Origin of the sequence: Mycobacterium mantenii, from assembly GCF_010731775.1 — a bacterium.
GTDB classification, from domain to species: domain Bacteria; phylum Actinomycetota; class Actinomycetes; order Mycobacteriales; family Mycobacteriaceae; genus Mycobacterium; species Mycobacterium mantenii.
On record NZ_AP022590.1, the window covers coordinates 4879624 to 4904782 of the forward strand.

Here is a 25159-nt window from a genome sequence, read left to right on the forward strand (position 1 = left end):
CTCCGGCCGGAAAACGGATCGCGCGACTGCTCAGCAGTCGCGCGATTTGTTTCACAGGATGCGCATAGGTTGGCCATAGCATTGGCTCAGCCCCCGTCGGATACTGGAACTTGTGACACAGCCCCGAGCCTCTGTAGAGCGGGTGGTCATGTGCCGTGCAGACGGCAACCCCATCAACGTTCTGGTTGTAGACGACGAATCGGTCCTGGCCGACATGGTATCGATGGCACTGCGGTATGAGGGCTGGAACATCTCCACCGCCGGCGACGGGGCATCGGCCATTGCGGCCGCCCGTTCCCAGCGGCCCGACGTGGTCGTCCTCGACGTGATGCTGCCCGACATGAGCGGCCTCGACGTTCTGCACAAGCTTCGCGAAGAGATCCCGCAGCTGCCCGTGCTGCTGCTGACCGCCAAGGACGCCGTCGAAGACCGCATCGCCGGCCTGACGGCCGGCGGCGACGACTACGTCACCAAACCGTTCAGCATCGAAGAGGTCGTGCTGCGCCTGCGGGCGTTGCTGCGCCGCACCGGGGTGACGACGGTGGACAGCGGCGCGCAGTTGGTGGTCGGGGACCTGGTGCTGGACGAGGACAGCCATGAGGTCACCCGTGCCGGTGAGCCAATCTCGTTGACCTCCACCGAATTTGAGCTTTTACGCTTCATGATGCGCAACTCGAAGCGGGTGCTGAGCAAAGCCCAGATCCTGGATCGGGTTTGGAGTTACGACTTCGGCGGCCGGTCCAACATCGTCGAGCTCTACATTTCTTACCTGCGCAAGAAGATCGACAACGGCCGGGAACCGATGATCCACACGCTGCGCGGCGCGGGTTATGTCCTCAAGCCGGCCCGCTGACACGCGGCGGGTCTGGTCCCTTCGGCTGCGCCTGCTGGTCGGACAGATCGTCGTCTTGGCATTCGTATGCGTGGGCATCACCGCGGCGACCGAACTGGCGTTGCTGCACCACCTGGTGGCCCAGCTCGACGGGCAGCTCGCCGGGACGTCCTATCGCTCGGCGCTCATGTACCCCGAGCCGCCGCATTCGGGCTGGCGGCATCAGCACGTCTATCCACGGCCGGGGCCCGGTCCGCGATTCCTGGATGCCCCGGGCCAGCCCGCGGGCATGGTGGCCGCGGTGGTCAGCCACGGGAACACGGTGGACGCCGGATACACGACGAGCAGCGGCGACCGGGCCGAGCTGACCCCGACCGCCCAGCTGCAGCTGTCCGGCATCGCCAACAGCCGTAAGCCGGTCACTTTGGACCTCGACGGGCTGGGCCGCTACCGAGTGGTCGCCGCCCCGAGCCGAAGCGGCGGGGACGTCATCGTCACGGGCCTGTCGATGGCCAACATCGACACCACCCTGATGCGGATGCTGGTCATTTTCGGGATCGTCACCGTCATCGCGCTGGTCGCCGCGACCACCGCCGGGGTGATCATCATCAGGCGGGCGCTGGCACCGTTGCGCCGCGTCGCGCAAACCGCCAGCAAGGTCGCCAGCCTGCCGTTGGCGCGCGGCGAGGTCGAACTACCGGTGCGCGTACGGGAATCCGACGCCAACCCCTCCACCGAGGTGGGGCAACTCGGTACGGCCCTCAACCAGATGCTGGACCACATCGCGGCCGCGTTGTCGGCGCGGCAGGCCAGCGAGACGCGGGTGCGCCAGTTCGTCGCCGACGCGAGCCACGAACTGCGGACGCCCCTCGCGGCGATCCGCGGCTATACCGAACTGACCCAACGGATGGGCGACGACCGTGAGGCGGTGGCGCAGGCGATGAGCCGGGTGGCATCCGAGACCGAACGGATGACGCGCCTGGTCGAAGACCTGCTGCTGCTGGCCCGGCTGGACTCCGGCCGGCCGCTGGAACGCGAACCGGTCGATTTGTCGCGCTTGGCGGTCGATGCGGTCAGCGACGCTCACGTCGCCGGACCCGACCATCAATGGGAACTCGACCTGCCCGAGGAACCGGTGGTCGTCACCGGGGACGCGGCGCGGCTACATCAGGTGCTGACCAATCTGCTTGCCAACGCCCGCGTCCACACCGGGGCGGGCACCATCGTGACGACGCGGTTGAGCACCGAGCCGTCGCACACCGTGCTGCAGGTCATCGACAACGGGCCCGGCATCCCCGCGGCGCTGCAATCCGAGGTCTTCGAACGGTTCGCCCGCGGCGACTCTTCGCGTTCTCGCAAGGGCGGTAGCACCGGGCTGGGCCTGGCGATCGTCTCTGCGGTTGTCAGGGCGCACAACGGGACGATCACGGTGGACAGCACGCCGGGCCGTACCGAATTCACGGTGCGGTTGCCACCCAACGGATGGCAACCGCCCGCACCCAATTCCCAAGGCGCCCAAGACGCCTCACCTAACTAACTATTGCAGGTCACATCGATTTCGAAGGGCTTGTTGACCGGCTGCATCGGGTTGGCCATGTCCACCCCGGTAGCCGTGCCGCTGATCTTGTAGGTGTTGCCGTCCTTGCTGGCGGAAGCGTTGCCCTGGCCGGTACCCGAGGTGTAGCCGAGGGTCACGCCGTTGACGTTGCCCAACCCAACCGATTTCACCTGCGGCGGGTTGCCATCGCTGAGCACGGCCGCGATGCCGGTCGCCGCACCGCCGATGGCGATGTTGATGGTGCCGCCCGCGTTCGTGCACACGACCGAGCCGGTGACGTTCTGGTCCTTGCCGTCGATGGTGACCTTCGTACCGGCGGCTCCACCGGAGCTGGCCGACGCGCTGGTACTTGAGCTGCTCGAGGAACTGCCTGTGGTCGACTTGTTATTACTCGAACAGCCGGAAATACCCGCGGCGAGAATGGCCGCTCCGGCCACCGCGACCGTCAATTGACGCTTCACCTGTTCTCCTTTGCCCGATAGTTGCGGTCCTCGGCATTGAGGGCCGTCTGGGCAGTATGCGGGTTAACTGAGCCGGGATCCAGAGCCTCAGGAAATTGTTTCTGGGTTCATTAGTCGGTAGACATATTGCCACCGGAGCGCTACGTGGAATGGCGCATTAATGGCAAGGTTACGAGGGTGGACCACAAGCCTCCCAGCGCGGTCATCGAGTCGGCTCATCGCGACCTCGTTCTGCCTTTCGACGACGAAGCGGATTTCGTCAACGCCGACCGTGGATTCATCGCCGCCCTGTCCCCATGCGTGATCAAGGCGGCCGACGGGCGCGTGGTGTGGGACAACGATGCCTATTCGTTTCTGGGCGGCGCCGCGCCGGCGACGGTTCATCCCAGCCTGTGGCGGCAGTCGACGCTGGCCGCCAAACAGGGCCTCTACGAAGTGGTTTCGGGTATCTATCAGGTCCGGGGTTTCGACATCTCGAACGTCACCTTCGTGGAATCCGACAACGGCATCATCGTCATCGATCCGCTGGTGTCCACCGAAGTGGCCGCGGCGGCGCTGGCGCTGTACCGCACCCACCGGGGTGGTGACCGCCGCGTCGTTGCGGTGATCTACACCCACAGCCACGTCGACCATTTCGGCGGGGTATTGGGCGTCACCTCGCAGGCCGACGTGGATGCCGGCGCGGTGGCCGTCCTCGCGCCGGAGGGTTTTATCGAGCACGCGGTGCAGGAAAACGTATACGCGGGTCCGGCGATGACTCGCAGGGCGACGTACATGTACGGCACCCTGCTGCCGCGCGGCCCGCTGGACCAGGTGGGGTGTGGGCTCGGCCAGGCGCCGTCCACCGGCGAGGTGGCCGTCATCGTCCCCACTGTCGACATCCGCGAGACCGGCGAAAAGCACACCATCGATGGCGTCGAGATCGAGTTCCAAATGGCACCGGGCACCGAGGCTCCCGCCGAAATGCATTTCTATTTCCCGCGTTTCCGCGCCTTGTGCATGGCCGAGAATGCCACCCACAATCTGCACAACCTGCTGACCCTGCGTGGCGCGCTGGTGCGCGACCCGCACGCCTGGTCCGGTTATCTCACCGAAGCGATCGACACCTTCGCCGATCGCGCCGACGTCGTGTTCGCGTCGCACCATTGGCCGACCTGGGGCCGAGACAACATCGTCGAGTTCCTGTCGCTGCAGCGGGACCTGTATGCGTATTTGCACGACCAAACGCTGCGTCTGCTGAATCGGGGACATACCGGGGTCGAGATCGCCGAAATGTTCCAGATGCCACCGGCTTTGGAGCGGGCGTGGCACACCCGCGGGTACTACGGGTCGGTCAACCACAACGTCAAGGCGATCTACCAGCGTTACATGGGTTGGTTCGACGGAAACCCGGGCCGGCTGTGGCCGCACCCGCCGGAAGCCCTCGCGCCGCGGTACGTCGAGGCGATGGGAGGGATCGACCGCGTCGTCGAGCTTGCCCGGGGCGCCTTCGAATCGGGCGATTTCCGTTGGGCAGCAACCTTACTCGACCATGCGATCTTCACCGACGCCGACTACGCACCGGCCCGGGCCTTGTACGCCGACACGTTGGAGCAATTGGCCTATGGCGCCGAGAATGCGGTGTGGCGAAACTTCTTCATGAGCGGGGCCACGGAATTGCGCGCCGGCAATTTTGGCACCGCCGTCACGGCCGCCTCGATGTCGATGGCCAAACAGCTGACGTCGGAGCAGATTTTCGACAGTTTCGCTCTTCGGGTCGACGGGCCCAGTAGCTGGGACCTCGACATCGCGATCGACATGACCTTCTCCGATTCGGCGACCAACTACCGGCTCGCCCTGCGCAATGGCGTGTTGATCTACCGCAAGGTGGCCGCGGATCCCGCGACGGCAACCGTCACGGTCACGTTGGACAGCAAGTTTCGGCTGCTGCTGGTGGCGATGGGCGACTTCGCCTCGCCGGGCCTGGAAGTGTCAGGCGACCAGTCGGCGCTGCAGACGTTCCTCGGTGTGCTCGACGAGCCGGACCAGAACTTCAACATCGTCACGCCGTGAGATCCGGGTCGCCGTCACGCGACGTCGATCACCACCTTGCCCAGCACCTTGCGGTCTGCCACATGCCTTAAGGCCGCGGCCGTCTCGGAGAGCGGGAATCGCGCGCCGACGTATGGCCGCACCGTTCCCGCGGCGAACATCTGCGCCAACTCCTTGAGGTCGCGCGCCGCGTCGTCGGGCCGGTCGGTCATGAAGGTGCGGATCTCCATGCCGCGCACGCAGATATCTTTGAGCAGAACGAGATTGAGCGGAATGGCCGGGATGGTGCCGGCCGCGTAGCCCAGCGTGACGAAGGTGCCGCCGCGGGCGAGGCCACGCAGGGCCGGCTCGGAATACGCTCCGCCCACCGGGTCCAGGACCACCCGGGCCCTGTCACCGGTGAGCTCGCGGATCCGCGTCTTCAGGTCCTCCCGGTCATAGTCAACGATCGCCTCGGCGCCGCGCTTGCGGCACAGCTCAAGCTTCTCGGGGCTCGACGCCGCGGCCAGCACCCGGGCGCCCATCGCGACCGCCAGGTCGACCGCGGCCAGCCCCACACCACCCGCGGCCCCGAGCACCACGACCCAATCTCCCTGTGTGACGGCGGCGGTCGAACGCAGGGCGTGGTAGGCCGTGCGGTAGGTCACGCCGAAGGCGGCGGCCGCAGCGAAGTCGGCGTCCTCGGGCACCAGCTCGGCCTGGCTCGCGTCGAGCAGCGCCTGTTCGGCGAACGCGCCGAAAGTGGTTCCGGACACCCGCTGTCCCGGGCTGAACGGCGCGCCTTCACCGGCGGCGACGACCTCGCCGGCGATCTCGTTGCCGGGTATGAATGGCGGCGGAATTTTGACCTGGTACTTGCCCGCGATGAACAGGACGTCGGGGAAGTTGACCGCGGCGGCACGGACCCGAACCAGCAGTTGACCGGGGCCCGCAACGGGATCGGGCACGTTCTCGATCACCAGGTCCTCGGGAGTGCCATAGGAACGACAGATCACCGCGCGCATCAACTGACTCCCAGTCCACGTAAACAGAACCCCACCACGTGTGCGATGTCGTCCGGGCCGGGCTGGTCAGCCGAGCCCACATAGCGGCGCATGGTCGCGGCGGTGCAGCTGAACACCGCCTGGACATCGCGTTCGACGTCGGTACTGCCAAGCGCCACAACGGGTTCGATGAGAAGCTCGCGAAGCGGCCGCATCATCTCCTGGTCCGCGGCGCGCCAACTGGTGCCGGCCGACATCTGGCCGGCCGCCGCACGGGTCATGCTGATCAGGTGGGGGTCGGCCACCTGGGCCAGCGTGCCCTCGATCCACCGCACGACCTTGTCGCGCGGCACGGATTCCTTGGCCATCTGGTGCTCGAGGTAGGACACCACGATGGCCACCCCCCGCTCCATGACGGCAAGGATCAGATCGTCCTTGCCTGCGAAATAACGGTAGAACGCCTTGTTCGACGAGCCCGCCTCGGCGACGATGTCGCTGACCCGGGGTGGCTCGGGCGCGACGCGTTCCATGACGCGCACGGCGGCGGCCAGGATGCGCTCCACCTCCTCGGTGGCCTCCCGCTGGCGGTCATCCAGCGCCCGCTCGACCGCGGCGGTCACCCGGTCAGAGGTCAACGAGCTCACCGTATTTGGCGCGCGCGGCCGCGCGGCGCACGTCGAGCATTTCGCTGGGCCAGTCGCCTTCCTCGGCCTCGTAACCCTTGAGCAGCATCCGGGCCAGGTTGACCTTGTGCACCTCGGTCGGCCCGTCGGCGAGGCCCAGCGCGATGCCGCCCAGCAAGACGTTGACCAGAGGTAGCTGGTCGGTGAGTCCCAGCGCCCCGTGTACCTGAATCGCCCGCAGGGCAATCGATTTGAGCACCTGCGATGCCAGAATCTTGCAGGCGGCGATCTCCGCGCGTGCGCCGCGTTCGTCGCCGTTGTCGATGAGCCACGCGGCGTGCAGCACGGTCAGCCGGAAAGGGATCAGCTCGGTGTACGAGTCGGCGACGAACTCCTGGACCAGTTGCTTGTCGGCCAGCAGACTGCCCTGGGTGAAGCGGCTTTTCGCTCGCCGCGACATGATCTCGACGGCGCGTTGCGCCATCCCGATCGAGCGCATCGCGTGATGCAGCCGGCCGCCGGCCAGCCGAGTCTGCAATATCAGGAAACCTTGGCCGGGCTCACCGAGCAGGGCGTCGGACGGCACCCGCACGTCGTTGTAGTGCACCAGGGAATGTCCCGGCTCATGCGGGTCGGCGCCGACGAGGTGGTGATTGGCCTCTAGGACCAGTCCCTCGGTTCGGGCCGGGATCAGGAACGTCGATGCGCCGGTATGCACCGGCACGTCGGGATCGGTGATCGCGACGACGATGAAGAAGGAGGCGACGGAGGCGTTGGAGGAGAAGTACTTTCGCCCAGTGATCACCCAGTCGTCGCCGTCGCGGACGGCGCGGGTGGTGAACACCCGCGGATCCGCGCCGCCCTGCGGCTCGGTCATCGAGAAGCACGAGAAGATCTCCCCGGACAGGAGCCCCGCCAAATAGCGGTCCTTCTGCTCCTGCGTTCCGAACCGGGCGATGATCTCGGCGTTGCCGGTGTCAGGCGCCTGCGTTCCGAACACGATCGGCGCCCACGGGCTGCGCCCCAGGATCTCGTTGATCAACGTCAGCTTGACCGCTCCGAATCCCTGGCCGCCCAGTTCGGGCCCCAGATGCGGTGCCCACAAGCCCTTGTCGCGGACCTGCTGCTTGAGCGGGTCGACGATGCGGCGCCGCTCGTCGTTCAGCGGCAGAAACTCGCAACCGGGGAACAGCACCTCGAGCGGTTGCACCTCGTCGCGAACGAAGCCGCGGATCCACTCGAGCTTCTCCTCGAACTCCGGCTCGGTAGAAAAGTCCCAGGACATTCAGAACACTCTCCTCTTGTTCTTTGGTGGCGATCCGCTGGGTGTGCGGTCGCCACGTCAGGGAATCCCTCCGTCGGCCCGCAGGATCGAGCCGGTGGTGAAGCTGGACGCATCGGAGGCCAGGAACAGGGCCGCGCCAATGATTTCCCGCGGGTCACCCGCGCGCTGCAACGACAGATGCTTGAACGGATTCTGTTGAGCCGCATCGAGATTCCAGGCCTTGCTCACATCGGTGAGAAACGGTCCGGCCATCAGCGTGTTGACCCGCACCGCGGGACCGAACGCCTTCGCCATCGCTTCGGTCATGGCGTTGAGCCCGGCCTTGGATGCAGCGTAGGGGATGATGTCGGGCGTCGGCCGCAGTGAGCCGGCCGTGCTGACGTTGATGATCGAGCCGCGGCCGGCCGCCACCATGCGCTCACCCACCAACGCCGACAACCGGAATGGGCCCTTGAGGTTGAGGTTGACCACAGCGTCGAACAGCTTCTCGCTCACGTCGGTGAGCTTGTCGTACAGCGGCGACATGCCCGCGTTGTTGATCAACGTGTCGACCTTTCCGAACCGCTCATAGGTCGCCTCGACCAACCCGTCGAGCTGATCCCAACGCCCGACGTGCACCTGATAGGGCATGGCCGAACGTCCGGTCTCGGCCTCGATCTCCTTGGCGGTGGAGACGCAGTTGTCCATGTTGCGGCTGGCGATCACCACGTCCGCACCGCAGCGGGCCGCGCCGAACGCCATCTCGCGGCCCAGCCCGCGGCTGCCTCCGGTGATCAGGATGACCCGGTCGGTGAGGTCGAAAAGCTGGTCGGCGTAACCCATTTCAGGATCCCTTGGCCGGTAGCGACCGGGCGAGCTCGGCGGCCGTGGCGATGAGCTGCAGAATCATCGGACCGAACGCCCCGGTGATCTTCGGGTCGACTCCTCCTTTTTGGGAGCCGGTCCTCACCCCGGCCGCGTAGGTCTTCTCCAGCACGATGCCCAGCTTCCAGTTGGCCAGCACCAGGTAATAGTCAATGTTCTCGGTCGACAACCCGCTGACGGTTTCGTAGTGCTCCAACAGCTCGCTGCGCGTGGGCATGCCGCGCATGTCGAGATAAAACCCGTCCTCGCGGGGCTTTTCACCGTCATAGCCCAGTAGGCACCAGGCCAGGTCGAGTAGCGGATCGCCGACGGTCGTCATCTCCCAGTCCACGATCGCGGCCAAACGCGCCGGCTCCCCGTGCGCGAACATCACGTTGGCGAATTGATAGTCGCCATGCATGATGCCCGCCCGGTAGTGCGCCGGACGGTTGCGCCGCAGCCAGTCGGAGGCCTCGTCCAGGCCGGGCAGCTCGCGGACCTTGTAGGCGTCGAGAAACGCCAGCCAGCGATCGACTTGCCGCTCGTGAAATCCGTCGGGGCGGCCGAAGCCTTCGAGTCCTTGCTCGCGCCAATCCACCCGGCCCAGCTTGGCGGCGCCGTCGACCAATTCGAACGCCAGGCCGCGCCGGGCCGCGAGGTCGGTGTCAAACGGCGACTGCCACCCGCCGTCCATCGGGCTCCACCCGTCGATCGCCTGCATGACGTAGAAGGGCATCCCGAGCACGGTGCCGGTGTCGTCGGCCGCGATCAGCGCCGCGTGCGGGACGTCGGTGCCGGACAGCGCCCGTACCAGGCGGATCTCGCGCAGCAGCCCGTCGATGCGCGCGGCGTCGGCCCGGGCTCCGGGCATCCGTAACACCATTCGTTGGCCGCCGCGTTCGATCAGGTACAGGGTGTTCTGCGAGCCGCCCTTCAGCTGGGTCAGCCGCGCCTCCTCGCCACCGCCCGGTGCGCCGTTTGCATCCAGCCAGCGGGCGAGCACGCCCGTGTCGAGTCCCGCTTCACTCACGTGCATCACCGTCCACCATTCGCTGCACATCCCAATCTCTGAATGGAGAATAGCATTCTCCACGGGCCGGCCCCGGCACTCGGCTCAGTCCGGCTTGTGCGCGCTGAGCAGGAAACCCGGGCGCCATAAAGTGACCCTCGTCGTCGTGGTCCAGGTGCGCCAGCGGACCGTCCGGCGATCCGGCCGCCTCGTCCGTGCCGTACACCTTTGCCGACCGAACGTCGTCGACCCGCCACAGCGTCGCGACGGCATCGTGCAATTCGGTTTCGGTGAAGCCGGGCGGGCCCGGCCGGCTCGAATGGGCGTCGTCCAGCGCGCCGGCGGCGAAGGCCAGGATGTACAGCGAGGCCCCCGGCGCCGCGGCCCGAAAGATGGACCGCACATAGTCGTGGCGCCGGTCGGGCGGCAGCGCGTGAAACAGCCCGCTGTCCAGGATCGTGGAGAAGCGGCCGTCATAGCCGCCGAAGCTGGTGACGTCGGCCTGCGCGAACGTCGCGGTGGTGAGGCCTTGCTCGGCGGCCGCGGCGGTGGCCTCCCGGATCGCGGTCGCGCTGGCGTCCAGGCCGACAACGGTGTAGCCGAGCGCGGCGAGTGCCAGCGAGAGTGCGGCATGGCCGCAGCCGGAGTCGAGCACCTCGCTGCGAACCTTGCCTTGATCGATGAGCAGGGCCAGCTCCGGTTGGGGCCGGCCGATGCTCCATGGGGGCGGCGCCGCTTGTCGGTAGGCGGCGTCCCAATCCCGATCCGGTTCGGTCATCCGTCCTCCTCGGTATTGAGTTGGGTGCAGCGATGTCATTGTGCACGCCGTGAACGACGGAAACGGGGCGATGAGAGACTTCGGACGGGCACAACCTCTCGATAAGACAGGAAGACATATGCAAGTGCTTCTGGTCCGGCACGCGCTGCCGTTGCGCAGCGAACACGGCCAAGGTTCCGATCCGGACCTGTCGGAGGAAGGGTTGGCCCAGATCGAGCGACTCCCCAAGGCGCTCGCCAGGTTTCCCATTTCGCGTGTGGTGAGCAGCCCGCAGCGCCGCGCCGTTCAGACCGCCGAACCGGTCGCGGCGGATCGCGGCCTGACCGTCGAGATCGACGGTCGCTTCGCCGAGTACGACCGCGACCTTGCGGTGTACATCCCGGTCGAGCAGATCCGTGCCGAGATGCCCGAGGAATGGGCGCGGCTGGCTCAGGGCCACCTGCCCAGCGCGGTTGACGAGGACGCATTCCGCGCCCGCGTGCGCGCCGCGGTCGACGACCTCGTCGCCGCCGGCGACCCCAACCACACGGTCGCGGTGTTCAGCCACGGCGGGGTCATCAACGTCCTCCTGCACGAAATCCTCGGCACCGCCCGACTGCTGTCCTTTCCCGTCGACTACGCCTCGGTCACCCGGCTGCTGTTCTCCCGGTCCGGGCAAGCGACGGTGGCCGCGGTCAACACCACCGAACACGTGTGGGACCTGTTGCCACGAAACCAACGGCTGCTCGACGACGACGCGGGCCGAGGCACGGCCTGAGCGGGCGCCGGCAAATCCAGGTGTTGCACGGGGTCGAGGTCGGCGATGGTAGACAAGTTCGGTGACTTCAGCTGACCAACTCGAGGGCCTCGACCTGGCCTCGCTGGACCGGTACCTGCGTTCACTTGGGATCGGGCGCGACGGCGAGTTACGCGCGGACTTCATTTCCGGTGGTCGCTCCAATCTGACGTTCCGCGTCTACGACGACAGCACCAGTTGGCTGGTGCGCCGACCGCCGCTGCACGGGTTGACCCCGTCGGCGCACGACATGGCCCGCGAGTACCGCGTTGTTGCGGCGCTGCAGGACACACGGGTTCCGGTGGCGCGCACGATCGGGCTCTGCCAGGACGATTCGGTGCTCGGGGCTCCCTTCCAGATCGTCGAATTCGTCGCCGGGCAGGTGGTGCGCCGCCGCGCTCAGCTCGAATCGTTCAGTCACACCGTCATCGAGGGCTGCGTCGACTCGCTGATCCGGGTGCTGGTCGACCTGCACAATGTCGATCCCAACGCCGTCGGTCTGGCTGATTTCGGTAAGCCCAGCGGCTATCTGGAGCGTCAGGTGCGGCGATGGGGCTCGCAATGGTCGCTGGTGCGGCTGCCCGAGGATCGGCGCGATGCCGACGTGGAGCGACTGCATTCCGGTCTGGGCGAGGCTATTCCGCAACAGAGCCGCACGTCGATCGTGCACGGCGACTACCGGATCGACAACACGATCCTGGACGCCGACGACCCGACGATCGTCCGTGCGGTCGTCGACTGGGAGCTCTCGACGCTGGGGGATCCGCTGTCCGATGCGGCGCTGATGTGCGTGTACCGCGACCCCGCCTTGGATTTGATCGTCAATGCGCAGGCCGCGTGGACGTCCCCGTTGTTGCCGACGGCCGACGAACTGGCCGACCGGTATTCGCTGGTGGCCGGTATACCGCTGGCCCATTGGGAGTTCTACATGGCGCTGGCCTACTTCAAGCTCGCCATCATCGCCGCGGGTATCGACTTCCGCCGGCGGATGTCGGATCAGGCTCGCGGAAGAGACTCCGACCATGCACCGGAGGTGGTGGCGCCGCTGATCTCCCGGGGGTTGGCCGAACTGGCCAAGCTGCCCGGCTAGCGCGAGGCGGCCGCGTGCTGCCGTTTTGCCGCGCGGCGCAGCTGCAAGATCCGTGCGGTGCCGACCGCAACCGTGATCAGCCCGCCGACCACGGCCGCCAGCAAGATCGCAACTCCCTTGGGCTGGCTCCAGCGCCAGCCCAAGAACTGAAACTCTGCTGGTGTCGTGTTCTGGGTGATGAAAATCAGCAACAGAATCAGGATCACGAAGCCGGCGATCAATGACGACCACAGCGCACCGGCGCGGGTGAACCCGATGGCCGGCTCCTTGGCGGGTGCTCCCGTCTTGGCCGCAGGGTTGGGCTTGGGGGGTGGCTGGCCAGGCGAGTCAGGGGTGTGGCTGCTCATACTGCCATCTTTGCCCTATCCGGCGCAGATTGAAACAGATTCACCGCAACCCGGTCGTCGCGGGCCCGCGTCCGTGTGGTTCGGGCGTTAGGGTCGGCGATATGACGACACCGCCGCGCCTGCAGGGCGGGATCACGCGCGCGGCCGGATTGCTGATCGCGATGTGCGTCATTGCGTCGTGCAGCAATTCCGATCCGTTGGGCACGCAGGTTCGAAGCCCCCACTCCATCGTCATCGGCTCCGGCGACTTTCCGGAATCGCAGATCATCGCCGAGATCTATGCACAAGCCTTGCAGGCCAATGGTTTCGAGGTCGGCACGCGAATGGGAATCGGTAGCCGGGAGACGTACATCCCTGCGATCAAAGACCATTCCATCGATCTGGTGCCGGAGTACATCGGCAATCTTCTGCTCTATATTGCGCCCCAGTCGAAAGCGACCACGCTCGATGCCGTCGAGCGGGAGCTGCACCAGCTGCTGCCCGGTGATCTGTCAATTCTGACGCCCGCCCCGGCCAGCGACACCGATACCGTCAGCGTGACCGGACGAACGGCGGACTCCTGGAACCTGAAGACAATCGCCGATTTGGCCGCCCATTCGGCGGACGTGCGATTCGGGGCGCCTTCGGCGTTCGCGACCCGGCCGGCCGGGCTGCCGGGGTTACGGGAGAAGTACGGGCTCGACATCAAGCCAGGCAACTTCGTCGCCATCGATGACGGCGGCGGTGCGGTCACGGTGCGCGCTTTGGTGGAGGGGAGGGTGAACGCGGCCAACATCTTCACCACATCCCCGGCCATACCGCAGAACCATCTGGTGCCCCTCGACGATCCCGAACACAACTTTCTGGCCGGAAACATTGTGCCACTGGTCAGTTCAATGAAGAAGTCGGGCCGGCTCAAGGATGTGCTGGACGCCGTGTCGGCGCAGCTGACCACCTCCGGTGTTGCCGGGCTGAATGCCGCGGTGTCGGGGAACGCGGGTGTCGATCCCGACGAGGCAGCGCGAAAGTGGATACGGGACAATGGCTTCGACCATCCGATCGGAGGATGACTTGATCGTCTTCGACAACGTCAGCAAGTCATTCGCCGACGGAACGACCGCGGTGGACCGGCTAAGCCTGGCCGTTCCGAACGGCAAGCTGACCGTATTCGTCGGGTCCTCCGGCAGCGGCAAGACCACCGCGCTGCGCATGATCAACCGCATGATCGAGCCCACCTCGGGCACCATCACCATCGACGATGTCGACTTGTCCACCCGCGACCCGGTGCGGCTCCGCCTCGGAATCGGGTACGTCATCCAGCAGGCGGGGCTGATGCCCCATCAACGGGTAATCGACAATGTGGCAACGGTTCCGGTGTTGCGCGGCCAGCCCCGCCGGGCCGCCCGCAAAGCCGCCTACGAGGTGCTCGAACGGGTCGGGCTGGACGCCAAACTCGCGACCCGGTACCCCGCGCAGCTCTCCGGTGGCGAGCAACAACGGGTCGGTGTGGCCCGAGCGCTGGCCGCCGACCCGCCGATCCTATTGATGGACGAGCCGTTCTCCGCCGTCGATCCGGTGGTCCGCCACGAGCTGCAGAACGAAATCCTGCGTCTGCAAGGCGAATTGCACAAGACGATCGTGTTCGTCACGCACGACATCGATGAGGCGCTGCGGCTCGGCGAACGCGTGGCCGTCTTCAAGGGCGGTTCGTTACAGCAGTACGACGAGCCCGCGCGGCTGTTGTCGCGGCCGGCCAATGATTTCGTGTCGAGGTTCATCGGCCTGGGCCGCGGCTACCGGTGGTTGCAACTGCTCGACGCGGCGCGGCTGCCACTGCGCGACGTCGAACAGATCGAGGTCGAGCGGCTCTCCGCGGCAAAACTGTCCGACGGCTGGGCCGTCGTCGTCGACGACGCCGGTGCGCCCATTGGCTGGATCGACGCCGAGGGAATGCGTCGGCATCGCGACGGTGGGTCGCTGTCCGACAGCGTGAGTGGGGTCGGATCGTTGTTTCGGCCACGCGGCAATCTGAGCCATGCGCTGGACGCGGCGCTGTCGTCGCCGTCGGGGATCGGTGTGGCCGTCGATGAGGGCGGCAAGGTGATCGGCGGTGTGCTGGCCGCCGATGTGCTGGCCGCGGTGGAGTCGCAACGGCTGGGCTCGGCGGAACCTCAAGGGACCTAGCCGAATGCATTACCTACTCACCCATCTTGACGACGCCGGACGCCTGACCGTCGTGCACCTTCGGCTGTCGTTGGTGCCGGTGCTGATCGGGCTGGCGATCGCGCTGCCGCTGGGTATGCTGGTGCAGCGCAAGCCAATTGCCCGCCGACTGACGACCGCAACCGCCAGCGTGGTGTTCACCATCCCGTCGCTGGCACTGTTCGTGGTGTTGCCGATGCTCATCGGAACCCGCATCCTCGACGAGGCCAACGTGATGGTGGCGTTGACGGCCTACACCGCCGCGCTGCTGGTGCGGGCGGTGCTCGAGGCGCTGGACGCGGTGCCCGCCCAAGTGCGGGACGCCGCCACGGCGGTCGGCTATTCGCCGATCACGCGGATGCTGAAAGTCGAGCTGCCGCTATCGGTTCCGGTGCTCATCGCCGGGCTGCGGGTGGTGGTGGTGACCAATATCGCGATGGTCTCGGTCGGCTCGGTCATCGGCATCGGCGGTCTGGGCAGCTGGTTCACCCAGGGGTACCAAACCGACAAGAGCGATCAGATTCTGGCCGGCATCATCGCGTTGTTCCTGCTGGCGGTCGTCATCGATGTGCTTATCGTGGTGGCCGGCCGGCTGGCGACGCCCTGGGCGCACGCCACGCGCGGCACCGGCCGCCGCTCTATCGTCGCGCCCGTCGTGGGCGGTGCGCGGTGAACTTCGTAGCGCGGGCGATCTCCTTTGTACTGAGCGTCGACAACTGGACCGGCCCGGTCGGGCTCGCGGCCCGCATCCTGGAACACCTCGAGTACACCGCTCTGGCGGTGGCCGCCTCGGCGCTGATCGCGATTCCCGTCGGAGTGCTCATCGGGCACACCGGTCGCGGCACCCTGCTGGTGGTGGGCGCCGTCAACGGCTTGCGTTCCCTGCCGACGCTGGGCGTGCTGCTGTTCGGGACCCTGCTGTTCGGGCTGGGCCTGGGTCCGTCGTTGGTGGCGCTGATGCTGCTGGGGGTGCCGGCGTTGTTGGCCGGCACCTATGCCGGTATCGCCAATGTCGAGCCGATGGTCGTGGATGCCGCGCGGGCAATGGGCATGACGGAGACCCAGGTGCTGCTGCGGGTCGAGGTGCCGAATGCGTTGCCGTTGATCCTGGGCGGGCTGCGCAACGCGACCCTGCAGGTGGTCGCCACCGCGACCGTGGCCGCCTACGCCAGCCTTGGTGGTCTGGGCAGATACCTGATCGACGGGATCAAAGAACGTGAGTTTCATCTCGCCCTGGTCGGGGCGCTGATGGTGGCCGCGTTGGCGCTGGTGCTCGACGGATTGCTGGCGCTGGCGGTGTGGATTTCGGCGCCGGGCAGCGGTCGGCTGCGGCGAACATACCGGGCTCTTCCGCAGCGGTCGGCGGGCACGCTTACGGTAGATGAGTGAACCCAGCCCCCTCTGATCCGTCTCGCCGCGTATGGCAGGCGATGCTGACCTGGCGCGCGCAGGATGCTGCCCGGATGGAATCGGTGCGACTCCAGGTGTCCGGGAACAGAATCAAGGCCAATGGCCGCATCATCGCCGCCGCCACCGCGACCCACCCGGCGTTCGGCGCCTACTACGACCTGCTGACCGATGAGACCGGTGCCACCAGGCGGCTCGGGATGACGGTCACCCTGGCCGAGCGGGAGCGAGTCTTCTCGTTCGCCCGCGACGAAGAGAACATGTGGCTGGTCACCGACCATCAGGGCGAACACCGCGCGGCCTACAACGGCGCGCTCGACGTCGACGTGGAGTTCAGCCCGTTCTTCAACGCGCTGCCCGTCCGGCGGCTCGGGCTACACGAGCGAGCGGCCTCGGTCACCTTGCCCGTGGTGTATGTGAACGTGCCGGAGATGTCCATCACCGCGGACACGGTGAGTTACAGCAGCCCCGGCAGTCGAGGTGAGATCAAGTTGCGCTCGCCGATCTCTGACACCACGGTGAGCGTCGACGAAGAAGGCTTCATCGTGGACTATCCCGGCCTGGCAGAGCGGATCTGATCACCCCGCCCGCCCTGCCCGCGGCGGCCAATTCCTGACGCCAGTTCTCCGCGCCGACCACGACGTGGAAGATGTCGGTGCGCGGGAAGCTGTCGTAGCGCGTTCGAGCGGCGTGGCCGGCCTCGATGAGTTCGGCGACCGAGTGGTGGGAAGCCAGCGATTCGCGGGCACGACTCATCAGCTCGATGACGCGATCGGCCAAGGGCACCAACTGGTCGGAGTTGCCTTCGCACATCGCGCGGACCAGATCCGGGGCGGTGGCCGCCACCCGAGTGCCGTCACGGAATGACCCGGCGGCCAACGCGAAAGCCAATGGAATGTCTCCGGCGACCACGGCCAGCGCCTCGGCGAGCAGGTGGGGCAGATGCGAGATGGCCGCCGCGGCGGCGTCGTGTTCGTCCGACCTGGCGGGCACCACCACCGAGCCGCAGTCCAGTGCCAACGTCATCACCGTCGACCAGACCGCAGGGTCGACATGGTCGTCGACGCTGACCACCCACGGGGTCCCGGTGAACAGCCCGGCGTAGCCGGCGGTCCAACCCGAATGCGCGGTGCCCGCCATCGGGTGGCCCCCGACGAAGCGTTCCTGCAGACCCACCGCGACGACCTGATCGAGCACCGCCTGCTTGACGCTGGTGACGTCGGTCAACGGACACGCCGGGGCCGTCTCCTTGATGTGGGCGAGCATGCCCGCAATCGCGGGCATCGGCACGGCCAGCACGATCAAGGCCTCGCGGCTGGCGGCGCGCGACAGGGTGGCGGTCAGATCGGTGGTGGCGTCAAAGCCGTCGGCGGTCGCGGCCTGCGCGCCCTCCACCGAGCGGTTGTAGCCGAACACCTCACGGCCGGCTGCCGTGGCGGCCCGCATTATCGAGCCACCGATCAGTCCCAACCCGAGCACACACACCGGTGTCTTAGAAGGAGGGCTTGCCACATTCCAAGGTTGGCACATCCGGCGGGAAACGGTGCGGTCAGATGTGGCGGCTACCACGAGCCATCTGGTCAGCGGCCTGGTCTGGGACTACCGTAAGCGCCCATGGGAGCACAACGGGCCTCTGCCCAGGGCCTGTCCGCGGACACGCCGGACGGTTTCGGCGTTGCGGTGGTGCGTGAAGAGGGACAGTGGCGTTGTGCTCCGATGGCCCGAGCGTCGCTGTTGAGCCTGTCGGCCGCCGAGACTGAGCTGCGCGAATTGCGCAGTTCCGGGGCGGTGTTCGGCCTGCTGGACGTGGACGACGAATTCTTCGTCATCGTGCGGCCAGCGCCCTCGGGGACCCGGTTGCTGCTCTCGGATGCGACCGCCGCGCTGGACTACGACATCGCCGCGGAAGTGCTCGACAAGCTGGACGCCGACATCGATCCCGAGGATCTCGAGGACTCAGACCCCTTCGAAGAGGGCGACTTGGGCCTGCTGTCCGACATCGGGCTGCCCGAGGCGGTCCTTGGGGTCATCCTCGACGAGACCGATCTGTACGCCGACGAGCAGCTGGGCCGTATCGCCCGCGAGATGGGCTTCGCCGATCAGCTGTCGGCGGTGATCGACCGCCTCGGTCGGTGATCGCTGACGTCGGTGATTGCTGACGAAGACCTGATCCGGTCCGCGCTGGCGGTTGCCGCGACGGCGGGTCCCCGCGACGTGCCCATCGGCGCGGTGGTGATCGGCGCCGACGGAACCGAGCTCGCCCGCGCGGTGAATGCGCGCGAGGCATGGGGAGATCCGACCGCGCACGCCGAGATCCTGGCGCTGCGCGCGGCGGCCAGGGTGCTCGGCGACGGGTGGCGGCTGGAGGGCGCGACGCTGGCGGTCACCGTCGAACCGTGCACCATGTGCGCGGGCGCGCTGGTGTTGTCGCGCATCGCCCGGCTGGTGTTCGGCGCCTGGGAGCCCAAGACCGGAGCGGTCGGATCGTTGTGGGACGTAGTCCGCGATCGGCGGCTCAACCATCGTCCCGAAGTGCGCGGTGGTGTGCTGGCGCAGGAGTGCGCTGCGCCACTGGAGGCCTTTTTCGCCCGCCAGCGATTGGGGTGACGGGCCTTCGGTTGGGTAAGCTGCTCGGCGGTGGCGTGTCCGAGCGGCCTAAGGAGCACGCCTCGAAAGCGTGTGACGGCTAAAACCGTCCGAGGGTTCAAATCCCTCCGCCACCGCCAAAACTCAGTTGCACCCTCGAAGAACAGAGGGGCAGTCGGCCCGCGGCGTTCATTGAACAGCGCAAGTGCCACGTCTATGAACGGCGGCCCCACGCCTCGCTCGCAGGCTTCTGATGCCGGCGCAGATATGTATGAACGGTATTGGCGCGCAAACACTCACCGAGACGTATGGCCTCGGGCCGTAATACCCACCCCAGGCGGGCGGAGGCGGCGGTGGCAAACCTGCTGGCGGAGGTGGCGGGGCCGACGGCGGGGGCGCCTGTGCGAGAACGACGCACGTATCCGGTGGCGCGTCATAGACTGTCCCGTCGGCACATTCGGCTGCTCTGCCTACTGCCGGCGAAACGCAGGTCGCGCTGACGAGCGGTGCGAAGATGGCCGAGACGATGAGGGCCAAACGATTAGCTGTGCTGACCATCGCAGATCTCCTTGCATGGAGGTCTAACTTCGCCAGCGTTGCCGGAGAAGTGACAAAAGACGCCTTCCAAGGCGGAGGCCGGCGTCAGCTCGCGGTCGGGTCGGGGCGTCTACCCAGGGGCGTCGTCGGCCGTGTCTATCGACGGCAACGGCTCAAATTTCTGTGCCGCCGCCAAGACTGCCCGGAAGGGAAGTCGTCTCAGATTTACCGGAAGCTGGCTAACATTTGCGTGCCCGCAGTCTGCGCGGAACGTAGCGCGGGCGCGACAGTGCCATCGGGCCGAAAAGTCGCGGTTTAACGATCACAGTTCCGGGCATCCAGCGGCATGATCGCACGTCACAGCCCTCGTCTCCTTGCTCCTGCGGTGCTCGCGGTGTCGTGCGTCGGCGCCTCGGTCCCCGCGTCCGCCATCCCGTCCGCGGGCGCTGGTCCGTGCCCGGACGTGCAGGTGGTATTCGCCCGCGGCACCGACGATCCACCCGGCCTCGGACCGACCGGACAGGCATTCGTCGACTCGCTCCACCCGCGCGTCGGCGCAAAGTCCTTCGACGTGTATCCGGTCAATTACCCCGCCACCCATGACTGGACGAGCGCGGGCGAGGCCGGCGTCAGCGACGCGGGCGCACACGTCGTTTCGATGGCGCACGACTGTCCCGACACCAAGATGGTGCTCGGCGGGTATTCACAAGGCGCTGCCGTGATGGGCTTTGTCACCTCGCCTGTCGTCCCGAATGGGATCGATCCGGCGACCGTGCCCAAACCGATGGATCCGGAGGTCGCCAACCACGTCTCTTCCGTCGTGCTCTTCGCACTGCCCAGCGAGAAGGCGATGAACTTCTTCGGCGAGCCGCCGGTCGCCATCGGCCCGCTCTATCAGGCCAAGACCATCCAGGTGTGCGCGGCCGAGGACCCGATCTGCTCCGACGGGATGAATTTCGCCGCACACGACACGTATTCGACCAACGTGGCAATGATCGACAAGGGCGCAGCCTTTGCGGCCAGCCTTCTCGGCGGAGGTCCTGCCGGGCGCAGCTCGATGTAAGCGCATCGCCAAAGCTCGGGCCGTCGTCCGATTGGCGCTCGATGCTTGCGAACCACTAATTTCCCTGAGGTGAACTTCTCAGCTGCTGGTGCAGCCGCGCGGTGGATCGCCCCCTTCCTCACGGTTGCAGCCGTGGCCGGTATGGGTCACGTCGGTGACCCGGTACAGGTCCGCCCCGGCCCGCCGGTGCGGCTGGTGGCCGACGGCGATCCGTTGGCCGGAGCGCCGTTCTACGTCAACCCGATGTCGGCGGCCATGCGGGCAGCGCAGAGCGCCGATCCGCCGAGCGCCGAGTTGACCGCCATCGCCAACACCCCGCAGGCCTACTGGATCGTCCCGGGCGGGTCGGCGGCGACGGTCGGGAAGTATGTCGGCGACGCGAATGGTGCCGGCGCCATCCCGGTGCTGGCGATTTATGGAATCCCGCACCGCGACTGTGGCAGCTTCGCCGCGGGCGGCATGGGGTCGGCCGACGACTACCGCTCCTGGATCGACTCGATCGCATCCGGTGTGGGCACCTCGCGGGTGGCGATCGTCGTCGAACCCGACGCGCTCGCCATGGCCGACTGCCTGCCGGGTGATGCGCGCCAGGAACGCTTCGACCTGATTCGCTACGCCGTCGACACGCTCACCCGCGACCCGAACGCGGCCGTCTACGTGGACGCGGGTCACCTGCGTTGGCACAGCGCCGACGACATGGCCGCCAGGCTCAACCAGGCCGGCGTCGGCCACGCGCGGGGGTTCAGCGTAAACACCGCGAACTTCTTTACCACCGAGGACGAAATCGGCTATGGCGAAGCGATTTCGGGACTCACGAACGGATCACACTACGTCATCGACACGTCGCGCAACGGTGCCGGACCGGCGCCCGACTCGGATCTCAACTGGTGCAACCCAAGCGGCCGAGCATTAGGCACTCCGCCGACGGCCAGCACGTCGGGCGCGCACGCCGACGCGTACTTGTGGATCAAACGTCCCGGTGAGTCCGATGGAACATGCGGCAAGGGTGATCCGCCGGCGGGCAACTTCGTGAGCCAGTATGCCATCGACCTGGCGCGCAACGCCGGCCACTAGGTGCCGTGGAACGGGTTGGCGATTCGTGCTCGTTCTTGGTTGAAAATGGGTAACATTTAGATACCGAAAACAGCAAAGCGAGCGCGCGACAAAGAGGCATCATGGCCAAAAAGGTCGAGATCATCGCCGTCTTCGCGATCTGCACTGCGTTCATCACGTCTACCAGCGCGCTATCCGGCTTCGTCGCGCACGCAGACGATGCAGCGACCGCGGTGTACAACGGCGTCAACCAGCTTCGCCAGGGATGCGGGCCGATCAGCGACGACCCGCGTTTGACCGAGGCAGCCCAGGGGCATGCCGACGACATGCTGCGAAACGGGGTGAACGGACACATCGGTTCGGACGGCTCGTCGCCGCAGGCTCGTATCACCGCTGCGGGCTACAGGAGCAGGTACTCGGGTGAGATCGTGTTCTGGGGCACCGGATCCGCTGCGACTCCCCGTCAAGCCCTCGACATGTGGATGCAGAGTCCGCCACACCGAGACATCATCCTGAACTGCGCATATAACGCGGGCGGGTTCGCCACCGCCTGGGACGGCAACAAGATGACCGTCGTGGGTGACTTCGCGGCATCGTAAACCCTTTTAGAACAAGCGGTTTCGGATGACACCCATCGCTTCATATGGGGTGTTCAAATTAGTGAACCACTGGCTTACGAAAGCGTTGATGTCGTCAAGTGTGGAGTTCGGCAGGATATATCCGCCGTAGGGCTGTAAGACAGAAACTGGAGTGTGGTTGTTGTCGTTGCGCGCCAAAGTAGTTGGAGTGTTATTGAAAATCTCGGCTGGATTGTCTGTGCCGTTGCCGACATACAGCTGTACAGCTTCGGGGCCGGCAGTTGCATTGAATCCAGATAAGACGGGCTGCCGCCTGACCTCTCGGAAACTGAGTTCACCGAATCGGGCCCCAGGGTCGGTCACAGGTACAGTTGCCAGTTCGCCGGCCTTGCCCCAGCCGGTTCCGTCCCAGGGTTGCCAGAATTGGCGGTCGGTGACGTGGTCGGGATCGACACGGTACTTAGTGACGCCTTGACTGCGGTCGAAGGAGTCGGCGGCGATGTACACGTTGCCGCCTTTGGCCTGATAGCCGCTTATTTGTGTCGGTGCTGTACCAGCGGCCCGCTACGACCCGTCCAGAGGCTTCCGACGAGCATTGCCGCCCCTTCTGAGCGGCTACAACCCTACTAGCGGAAGGCCTGTGGCGGGTTGGTGTTGTCGATCTTCAGGTTCAGGTCTGGCTGCCGGCCAGCTTGCGCACCGTCAGCGCTTCGATGTCTTGGAACGGCCGTCCCTCGGGCCGGATCAGGTCGTGGAACCACACCTTCGGTACCGAGGTGTAGGGGTGATCCCATGAGTCCCAGGGGAAGTAGGTCTGGGTCTTGCCGGCGACCAGGCCCCAGTTGATGGCACCGACGCTGTGGCGCTTCGCGACCGGCAGGATCGATTCGACGGTGCTGCCCTGGGGCCGCGCCATGTATTCCGTGCACAGGATCGGCCGGCCCAGCGGGGTGAGCTCGTTGATCCGGTTCTCGAACCCGGAGGGCCCGGCGTAGGAGTGGAAGGTGATCACGTCGGCGTTGGCGAGCTGAATGTCGCTGATCGCGCTGCGGCCCTGCGATTGTCCCCAATGCCCCTGCCACACACCGCTTGTCAGCGGCTGGCTGGGCTCGACCGCCCGGGCCCAGCGAAAGACCTGGGGGAGCAGGTTGGTGACCAGCTGCTCCTTATCGCTTCGTTCGACGCTGCGGTATTGGCGTGCGGGGTTGTCGGGCTCGTTCCACAGGTCCCAGCCCAAAACCCGGTCGTCGTTGCGGAATTGGGTCATCACCGCCGTGACGTAGTCGCGCATCACGGGGACGTAGCGAGGGTCGCCGAGGCGTTCGGCGCCCGGGCTCTGCGCCCAACCCGAGTTGTGCACGCCCGGCCTCGGCGCGCGCTGGCGTCCCGCTCGGGGTTGCGGATCCCAACAGGAGTCGAAGAACACGAACAGCGGTTTGATGCGGTGGCGCGCCGCGATGTCGACGAATTGCCCAAGGCGCGTTTGAAAGCCGCGCTGATCGGCCGCCCAGAGCTGATCGTGAAGAAACACCCGTGCGGTGTTGTGGCCGTAGAACTGGGCCCAGCCGAGCTCGGTGTCGATGCGCCGCGGGTCGAAGGTGTCGGGCTGGAACATCTCGAGCTGATTGATGGCGTTCGCCGGAATGTAGTTTGCACCAACGAGCCAGCCCTGGGCTTGATACCAACGGTTGGCGCGCTCGGGTGACCACCGGCCCGCTTCCTCCGCGGAAGCCCGGGGCATCCGGGCAACTGCGGCCCCTGCCGCCAGTAACAGAGGGAGTTTCAGGGCCGTCCGTCGTTCCACGATGTGACGATAAGTTTTCGGGGCGATTTCCCTGGGATTTGCTCAGCGCGTCGCAACAGGTCGAGGCAACAATTGTTACCGGCCGGTAATCGTGACCAATCCGTGACCATTGGCCTCCGGCGAGCCCGGCCGTCTAGCATGCCGGTCAGGTTAAAATCGGCCCCGCCCTACGCCAGACGCATTGTCGGACAACCGATCGAGGGCGCCCGGCGACGGCTGACTTCTGGAGACTTATCGCAGCTTGCGACCGTGGTTGTCTTTGACGCTGCCGGTGAAGATCAAGACCGCGTCAACGATGGCCCAGACGATGCCGCCGAGCAGGACTGGGAAACCCAGAAAACAGAACAGGCTGAAGAGAACTCCGAACAGACCTAAACACAGTTGCGCCACCGCGATCTGAGTCGAGTCGATGTAGAAACGGCCGATCCCGAACAAGCCGAGGAACAGCTGGAGCAAGCCGGCTGTGGTGGCGGACTTGTCGGACAGCGGCAACCCGGTAGCGGGATCGCGGCCATAGGGCGCCTGCGGGTCACCGTATCCCGGATAACCCGGATAACCCGGATAACCCGGATAACCCGGATAACCGGAGTACCCGGGGTAGGCCCGCGGGGGCTGATATCCCGGCGGCGGTGGCGGGGTGTGCGGGTTCGGCTGCGATCCGTAACCGGGCGGCTGCCAACCCCAGGGTGGCTCGCCGGGGGTATTTCCGGGTTGGTCGGGCGGCGTCGACATCAAACCGAGTTAACACGGCCGACGTCCCGGCGTCCACACCGGCGGTCGACAGCGCCGGTAAGCGAAAAACCCGACGACGCAGTCCGCAAAGTTCTTCAAACTTCACCCCTCAGGGCGCAATACTGAACGGGTGCCTGATCGAAATGTGTTAGGCGGTCCGCTGGAACCGTGCGGCTCAGACCCGCTGACCGGCTTCTACCGCGACGGCTGTTGCTCGACCGGCCCCCAGGACCTTGGGCGGCACACGATCTGCGCGGTGATGACCGCCGAGTTCCTGGAGCACCAGCGTTCCATCGGTAACGACTTGTCGACGCCCGTGCCGGAGTACCGGTTCCCAGGCCTGCTGCCCGGCGACCGCTGGTGCGTGACCGCGCTGAACTGGCTGCGCGCTCACAACGACGGCTGTGCCGCGCCGGTCGTGTTGGCGGCGACCCACGAGAGCACCCTCGAGGTGGTGCCCCTGGAGGCGCTGGAGGAACACAAGGTCGACGTTCCCGACGATCTGGCCAACCTGTAGCGCCGCGCCACCGAGAGGTGGATGCACGATGCCTCCCCACCGCGGCTAGCGTCTGTGTCATATCACCTGATGCGTCGAAATGAACC

The 25159-nt window shown here is 66.4% G+C and carries 27 protein-coding genes, 1 tRNA gene and 1 pseudogene; 17 read left to right on the plus strand and 12 right to left on the minus strand.

The window, feature by feature from the left end; all coding sequences use genetic code 11:
• Positions 1 to 148: 148 nt before the first annotated feature.
• A complete protein-coding gene (locus tag G6N50_RS22240) occupies positions 149 to 853 on the plus strand; it encodes a response regulator transcription factor (protein WP_067913133.1) in 705 nt (234 codons plus the stop codon).
• The gene (locus tag G6N50_RS22245; protein WP_083097301.1) at positions 831 to 2369 is read left to right on the plus strand and encodes a sensor histidine kinase; all 1539 of its coding nucleotides are present in this window, start codon (positions 831 to 833) and stop codon (positions 2367 to 2369) included. Before G6N50_RS22240 ends, G6N50_RS22245 begins: the two co-directional genes overlap by 23 nt.
• On the opposite strand, the gene G6N50_RS22250 is transcribed toward G6N50_RS22245, so the two are convergent.
• Positions 2366 to 2851, minus strand: coding sequence for a lipoprotein LpqH (locus G6N50_RS22250; RefSeq protein ID WP_083097302.1), 486 nt, complete (start codon positions 2849 to 2851; stop codon positions 2366 to 2368). The genes G6N50_RS22245 and G6N50_RS22250 overlap by 4 nt on opposite strands.
• 177 nt (positions 2852 to 3028) lie before the next feature.
• Here G6N50_RS22250 and G6N50_RS22255 point away from each other — a divergent pair, with 177 nt between their 5' ends.
• Positions 3029 to 4903, plus strand: a complete 1875-nt coding sequence (locus tag G6N50_RS22255; protein WP_083097304.1) for an alkyl/aryl-sulfatase — start codon at positions 3029 to 3031, stop codon at positions 4901 to 4903.
• Between the two features lie 14 nt (positions 4904 to 4917).
• Here the strand turns inward: G6N50_RS22255 and G6N50_RS22260 are convergent, their stop codons facing one another.
• From G6N50_RS22260 to G6N50_RS22285, 6 genes and pseudogenes are all read right to left on the minus strand, one after another.
• Positions 4918 to 5886: an NADPH:quinone oxidoreductase family protein gene (locus G6N50_RS22260; RefSeq protein WP_083097305.1), complete on the minus strand. Its 969-nt coding sequence runs from the start codon at positions 5884 to 5886 to the stop codon at positions 4918 to 4920.
• The gene (locus tag G6N50_RS22265) at positions 5886 to 6509 is read right to left on the minus strand and encodes a TetR/AcrR family transcriptional regulator (protein ID WP_083097307.1); all 624 of its coding nucleotides are present in this window, start codon (positions 6507 to 6509) and stop codon (positions 5886 to 5888) included. Before G6N50_RS22265 ends, G6N50_RS22260 begins: the two co-directional genes overlap by 1 nt.
• Positions 6490 to 7773, minus strand: coding sequence for an acyl-CoA dehydrogenase family protein (locus tag G6N50_RS22270; RefSeq protein WP_083097309.1), 1284 nt, complete (start codon positions 7771 to 7773; stop codon positions 6490 to 6492). The genes G6N50_RS22265 and G6N50_RS22270 overlap by 20 nt, the downstream gene beginning before the upstream one ends.
• A gap of 57 nt (positions 7774 to 7830) precedes the next feature.
• Positions 7831 to 8595, minus strand: a complete 765-nt coding sequence (locus tag G6N50_RS22275; RefSeq protein ID WP_083097310.1) for an SDR family NAD(P)-dependent oxidoreductase — start codon at positions 8593 to 8595, stop codon at positions 7831 to 7833.
• A gap of 1 nt (position 8596) precedes the next feature.
• Entirely contained in the window at positions 8597 to 9646 is a 1050-nt protein-coding gene (locus tag G6N50_RS22280; RefSeq protein WP_372509885.1) for a phosphotransferase family protein, read from the minus strand.
• Positions 9647 to 9730: 84 nt separating this feature from the next.
• Positions 9731 to 10403, minus strand: a pseudogene (locus tag G6N50_RS22285) (class I SAM-dependent methyltransferase).
• A 118-nt stretch (positions 10404 to 10521) separates the two neighbouring features.
• Between G6N50_RS22285 and G6N50_RS22290 the strand changes: the two are divergent.
• Both G6N50_RS22290 and G6N50_RS22295 read left to right on the plus strand, forming a co-directional pair.
• Positions 10522 to 11160, plus strand: a complete 639-nt coding sequence (locus tag G6N50_RS22290; protein ID WP_083097312.1) for a histidine phosphatase family protein — start codon at positions 10522 to 10524, stop codon at positions 11158 to 11160.
• A 61-nt stretch (positions 11161 to 11221) separates the two neighbouring features.
• Entirely contained in the window at positions 11222 to 12268 is a 1047-nt protein-coding gene (locus G6N50_RS22295) for a phosphotransferase family protein (protein ID WP_083097317.1), read from the plus strand.
• Here the strand turns inward: G6N50_RS22295 and G6N50_RS22300 are convergent.
• Entirely contained in the window at positions 12265 to 12615 is a 351-nt protein-coding gene (locus G6N50_RS22300; RefSeq protein ID WP_083097319.1) for a LapA family protein, read from the minus strand. The genes G6N50_RS22295 and G6N50_RS22300 overlap by 4 nt on opposite strands.
• A gap of 101 nt (positions 12616 to 12716) precedes the next feature.
• Between G6N50_RS22300 and G6N50_RS22305 the strand changes: the two genes are divergently transcribed.
• The 5 genes from G6N50_RS22305 to G6N50_RS22325 are packed head-to-tail and all read left to right on the plus strand — an operon-like array spanning position 12717 to position 16781.
• Positions 12717 to 13664 (plus strand): ABC transporter substrate-binding protein, encoded by a 948-nt coding sequence (locus G6N50_RS22305; protein ID WP_083097320.1) that lies wholly within the window; start codon positions 12717 to 12719, stop codon positions 13662 to 13664.
• A 1-nt stretch (position 13665) separates the two neighbouring features.
• On the plus strand, positions 13666 to 14778 hold the full coding sequence (locus G6N50_RS22310; RefSeq protein ID WP_083097335.1) for an ABC transporter ATP-binding protein: 1113 nt from the start codon (positions 13666 to 13668) through the stop codon (positions 14776 to 14778).
• A 4-nt stretch (positions 14779 to 14782) separates the two neighbouring features.
• Positions 14783 to 15469: an ABC transporter permease gene (locus G6N50_RS22315; RefSeq protein ID WP_083097322.1), complete on the plus strand. Its 687-nt coding sequence runs from the start codon at positions 14783 to 14785 to the stop codon at positions 15467 to 15469.
• A complete protein-coding gene (locus tag G6N50_RS22320) occupies positions 15466 to 16185 on the plus strand; it encodes an ABC transporter permease (protein WP_083097324.1) in 720 nt (239 codons plus the stop codon). The genes G6N50_RS22315 and G6N50_RS22320 overlap by 4 nt, the downstream gene beginning before the upstream one ends.
• Positions 16182 to 16781: a putative glycolipid-binding domain-containing protein gene (locus G6N50_RS22325; protein WP_163650880.1), complete on the plus strand. Its 600-nt coding sequence runs from the start codon at positions 16182 to 16184 to the stop codon at positions 16779 to 16781. Before G6N50_RS22320 ends, G6N50_RS22325 begins: the two co-directional genes overlap by 4 nt.
• Here the strand turns inward: G6N50_RS22325 and G6N50_RS22330 are convergent.
• On the minus strand, positions 16744 to 17688 hold the full coding sequence (locus tag G6N50_RS22330) for a prephenate dehydrogenase (RefSeq protein WP_163650991.1): 945 nt from the start codon (positions 17686 to 17688) through the stop codon (positions 16744 to 16746). The genes G6N50_RS22325 and G6N50_RS22330 overlap by 38 nt on opposite strands.
• A 129-nt stretch (positions 17689 to 17817) precedes the next feature.
• On the opposite strand from G6N50_RS22330, the gene G6N50_RS22335 reads away from it, so the two are divergent.
• From G6N50_RS22335 to G6N50_RS22360, 6 genes are all read left to right on the plus strand, one after another.
• Positions 17818 to 18339: a tRNA adenosine deaminase-associated protein gene (locus G6N50_RS22335; protein WP_067836293.1), complete on the plus strand. Its 522-nt coding sequence runs from the start codon at positions 17818 to 17820 to the stop codon at positions 18337 to 18339.
• Positions 18340 to 18351: 12 nt separating this feature from the next.
• A complete protein-coding gene (locus G6N50_RS22340) occupies positions 18352 to 18810 on the plus strand; it encodes a nucleoside deaminase (protein ID WP_083100230.1) in 459 nt (152 codons plus the stop codon).
• Between the two features lie 29 nt (positions 18811 to 18839).
• Positions 18840 to 18929 (plus strand) — tRNA-Ser (locus G6N50_RS22345).
• A 743-nt stretch (positions 18930 to 19672) separates the two neighbouring features.
• Positions 19673 to 20389, plus strand: coding sequence for a cutinase family protein (locus tag G6N50_RS22350; protein WP_083100228.1), 717 nt, complete (start codon positions 19673 to 19675; stop codon positions 20387 to 20389).
• Positions 20390 to 20458: 69 nt separating this feature from the next.
• Entirely contained in the window at positions 20459 to 21463 is a 1005-nt protein-coding gene (locus G6N50_RS22355; RefSeq protein ID WP_083100226.1) for a glycoside hydrolase family 6 protein, read from the plus strand.
• Positions 21464 to 21564: 101 nt separating this feature from the next.
• Positions 21565 to 22041: a CAP domain-containing protein gene (locus G6N50_RS22360; protein ID WP_169926989.1), complete on the plus strand. Its 477-nt coding sequence runs from the start codon at positions 21565 to 21567 to the stop codon at positions 22039 to 22041.
• 6 nt (positions 22042 to 22047) lie between these two features.
• Here G6N50_RS22360 and G6N50_RS22365 read toward each other — a convergent pair whose 3' ends face one another.
• The 3 genes from G6N50_RS22365 to G6N50_RS22375 all read right to left on the minus strand — a co-directional run bounded on the left by G6N50_RS22365 (position 22048) and on the right by G6N50_RS22375 (position 24556).
• Positions 22048 to 22557, minus strand: a complete 510-nt coding sequence (locus G6N50_RS22365) for a DUF4185 domain-containing protein (protein ID WP_264028580.1) — start codon at positions 22555 to 22557, stop codon at positions 22048 to 22050.
• Positions 22558 to 22690: 133 nt separating this feature from the next.
• On the minus strand, positions 22691 to 23824 hold the full coding sequence (locus G6N50_RS22370) for a cellulase family glycosylhydrolase (protein ID WP_083100224.1): 1134 nt from the start codon (positions 23822 to 23824) through the stop codon (positions 22691 to 22693).
• Positions 23825 to 24055: 231 nt separating this feature from the next.
• Complete coding sequence (locus G6N50_RS22375) at positions 24056 to 24556, minus strand: NINE protein (protein WP_083100222.1); 501 nt, start codon at positions 24554 to 24556, stop codon at positions 24056 to 24058.
• A gap of 130 nt (positions 24557 to 24686) precedes the next feature.
• On the opposite strand from G6N50_RS22375, the gene G6N50_RS22380 reads away from it, so the two are divergent.
• On the plus strand, positions 24687 to 25073 hold the full coding sequence (locus G6N50_RS22380; protein ID WP_083100221.1) for a DUF2237 family protein: 387 nt from the start codon (positions 24687 to 24689) through the stop codon (positions 25071 to 25073).
• The last annotated feature ends 86 nt before the right edge of the window (positions 25074 to 25159 follow it).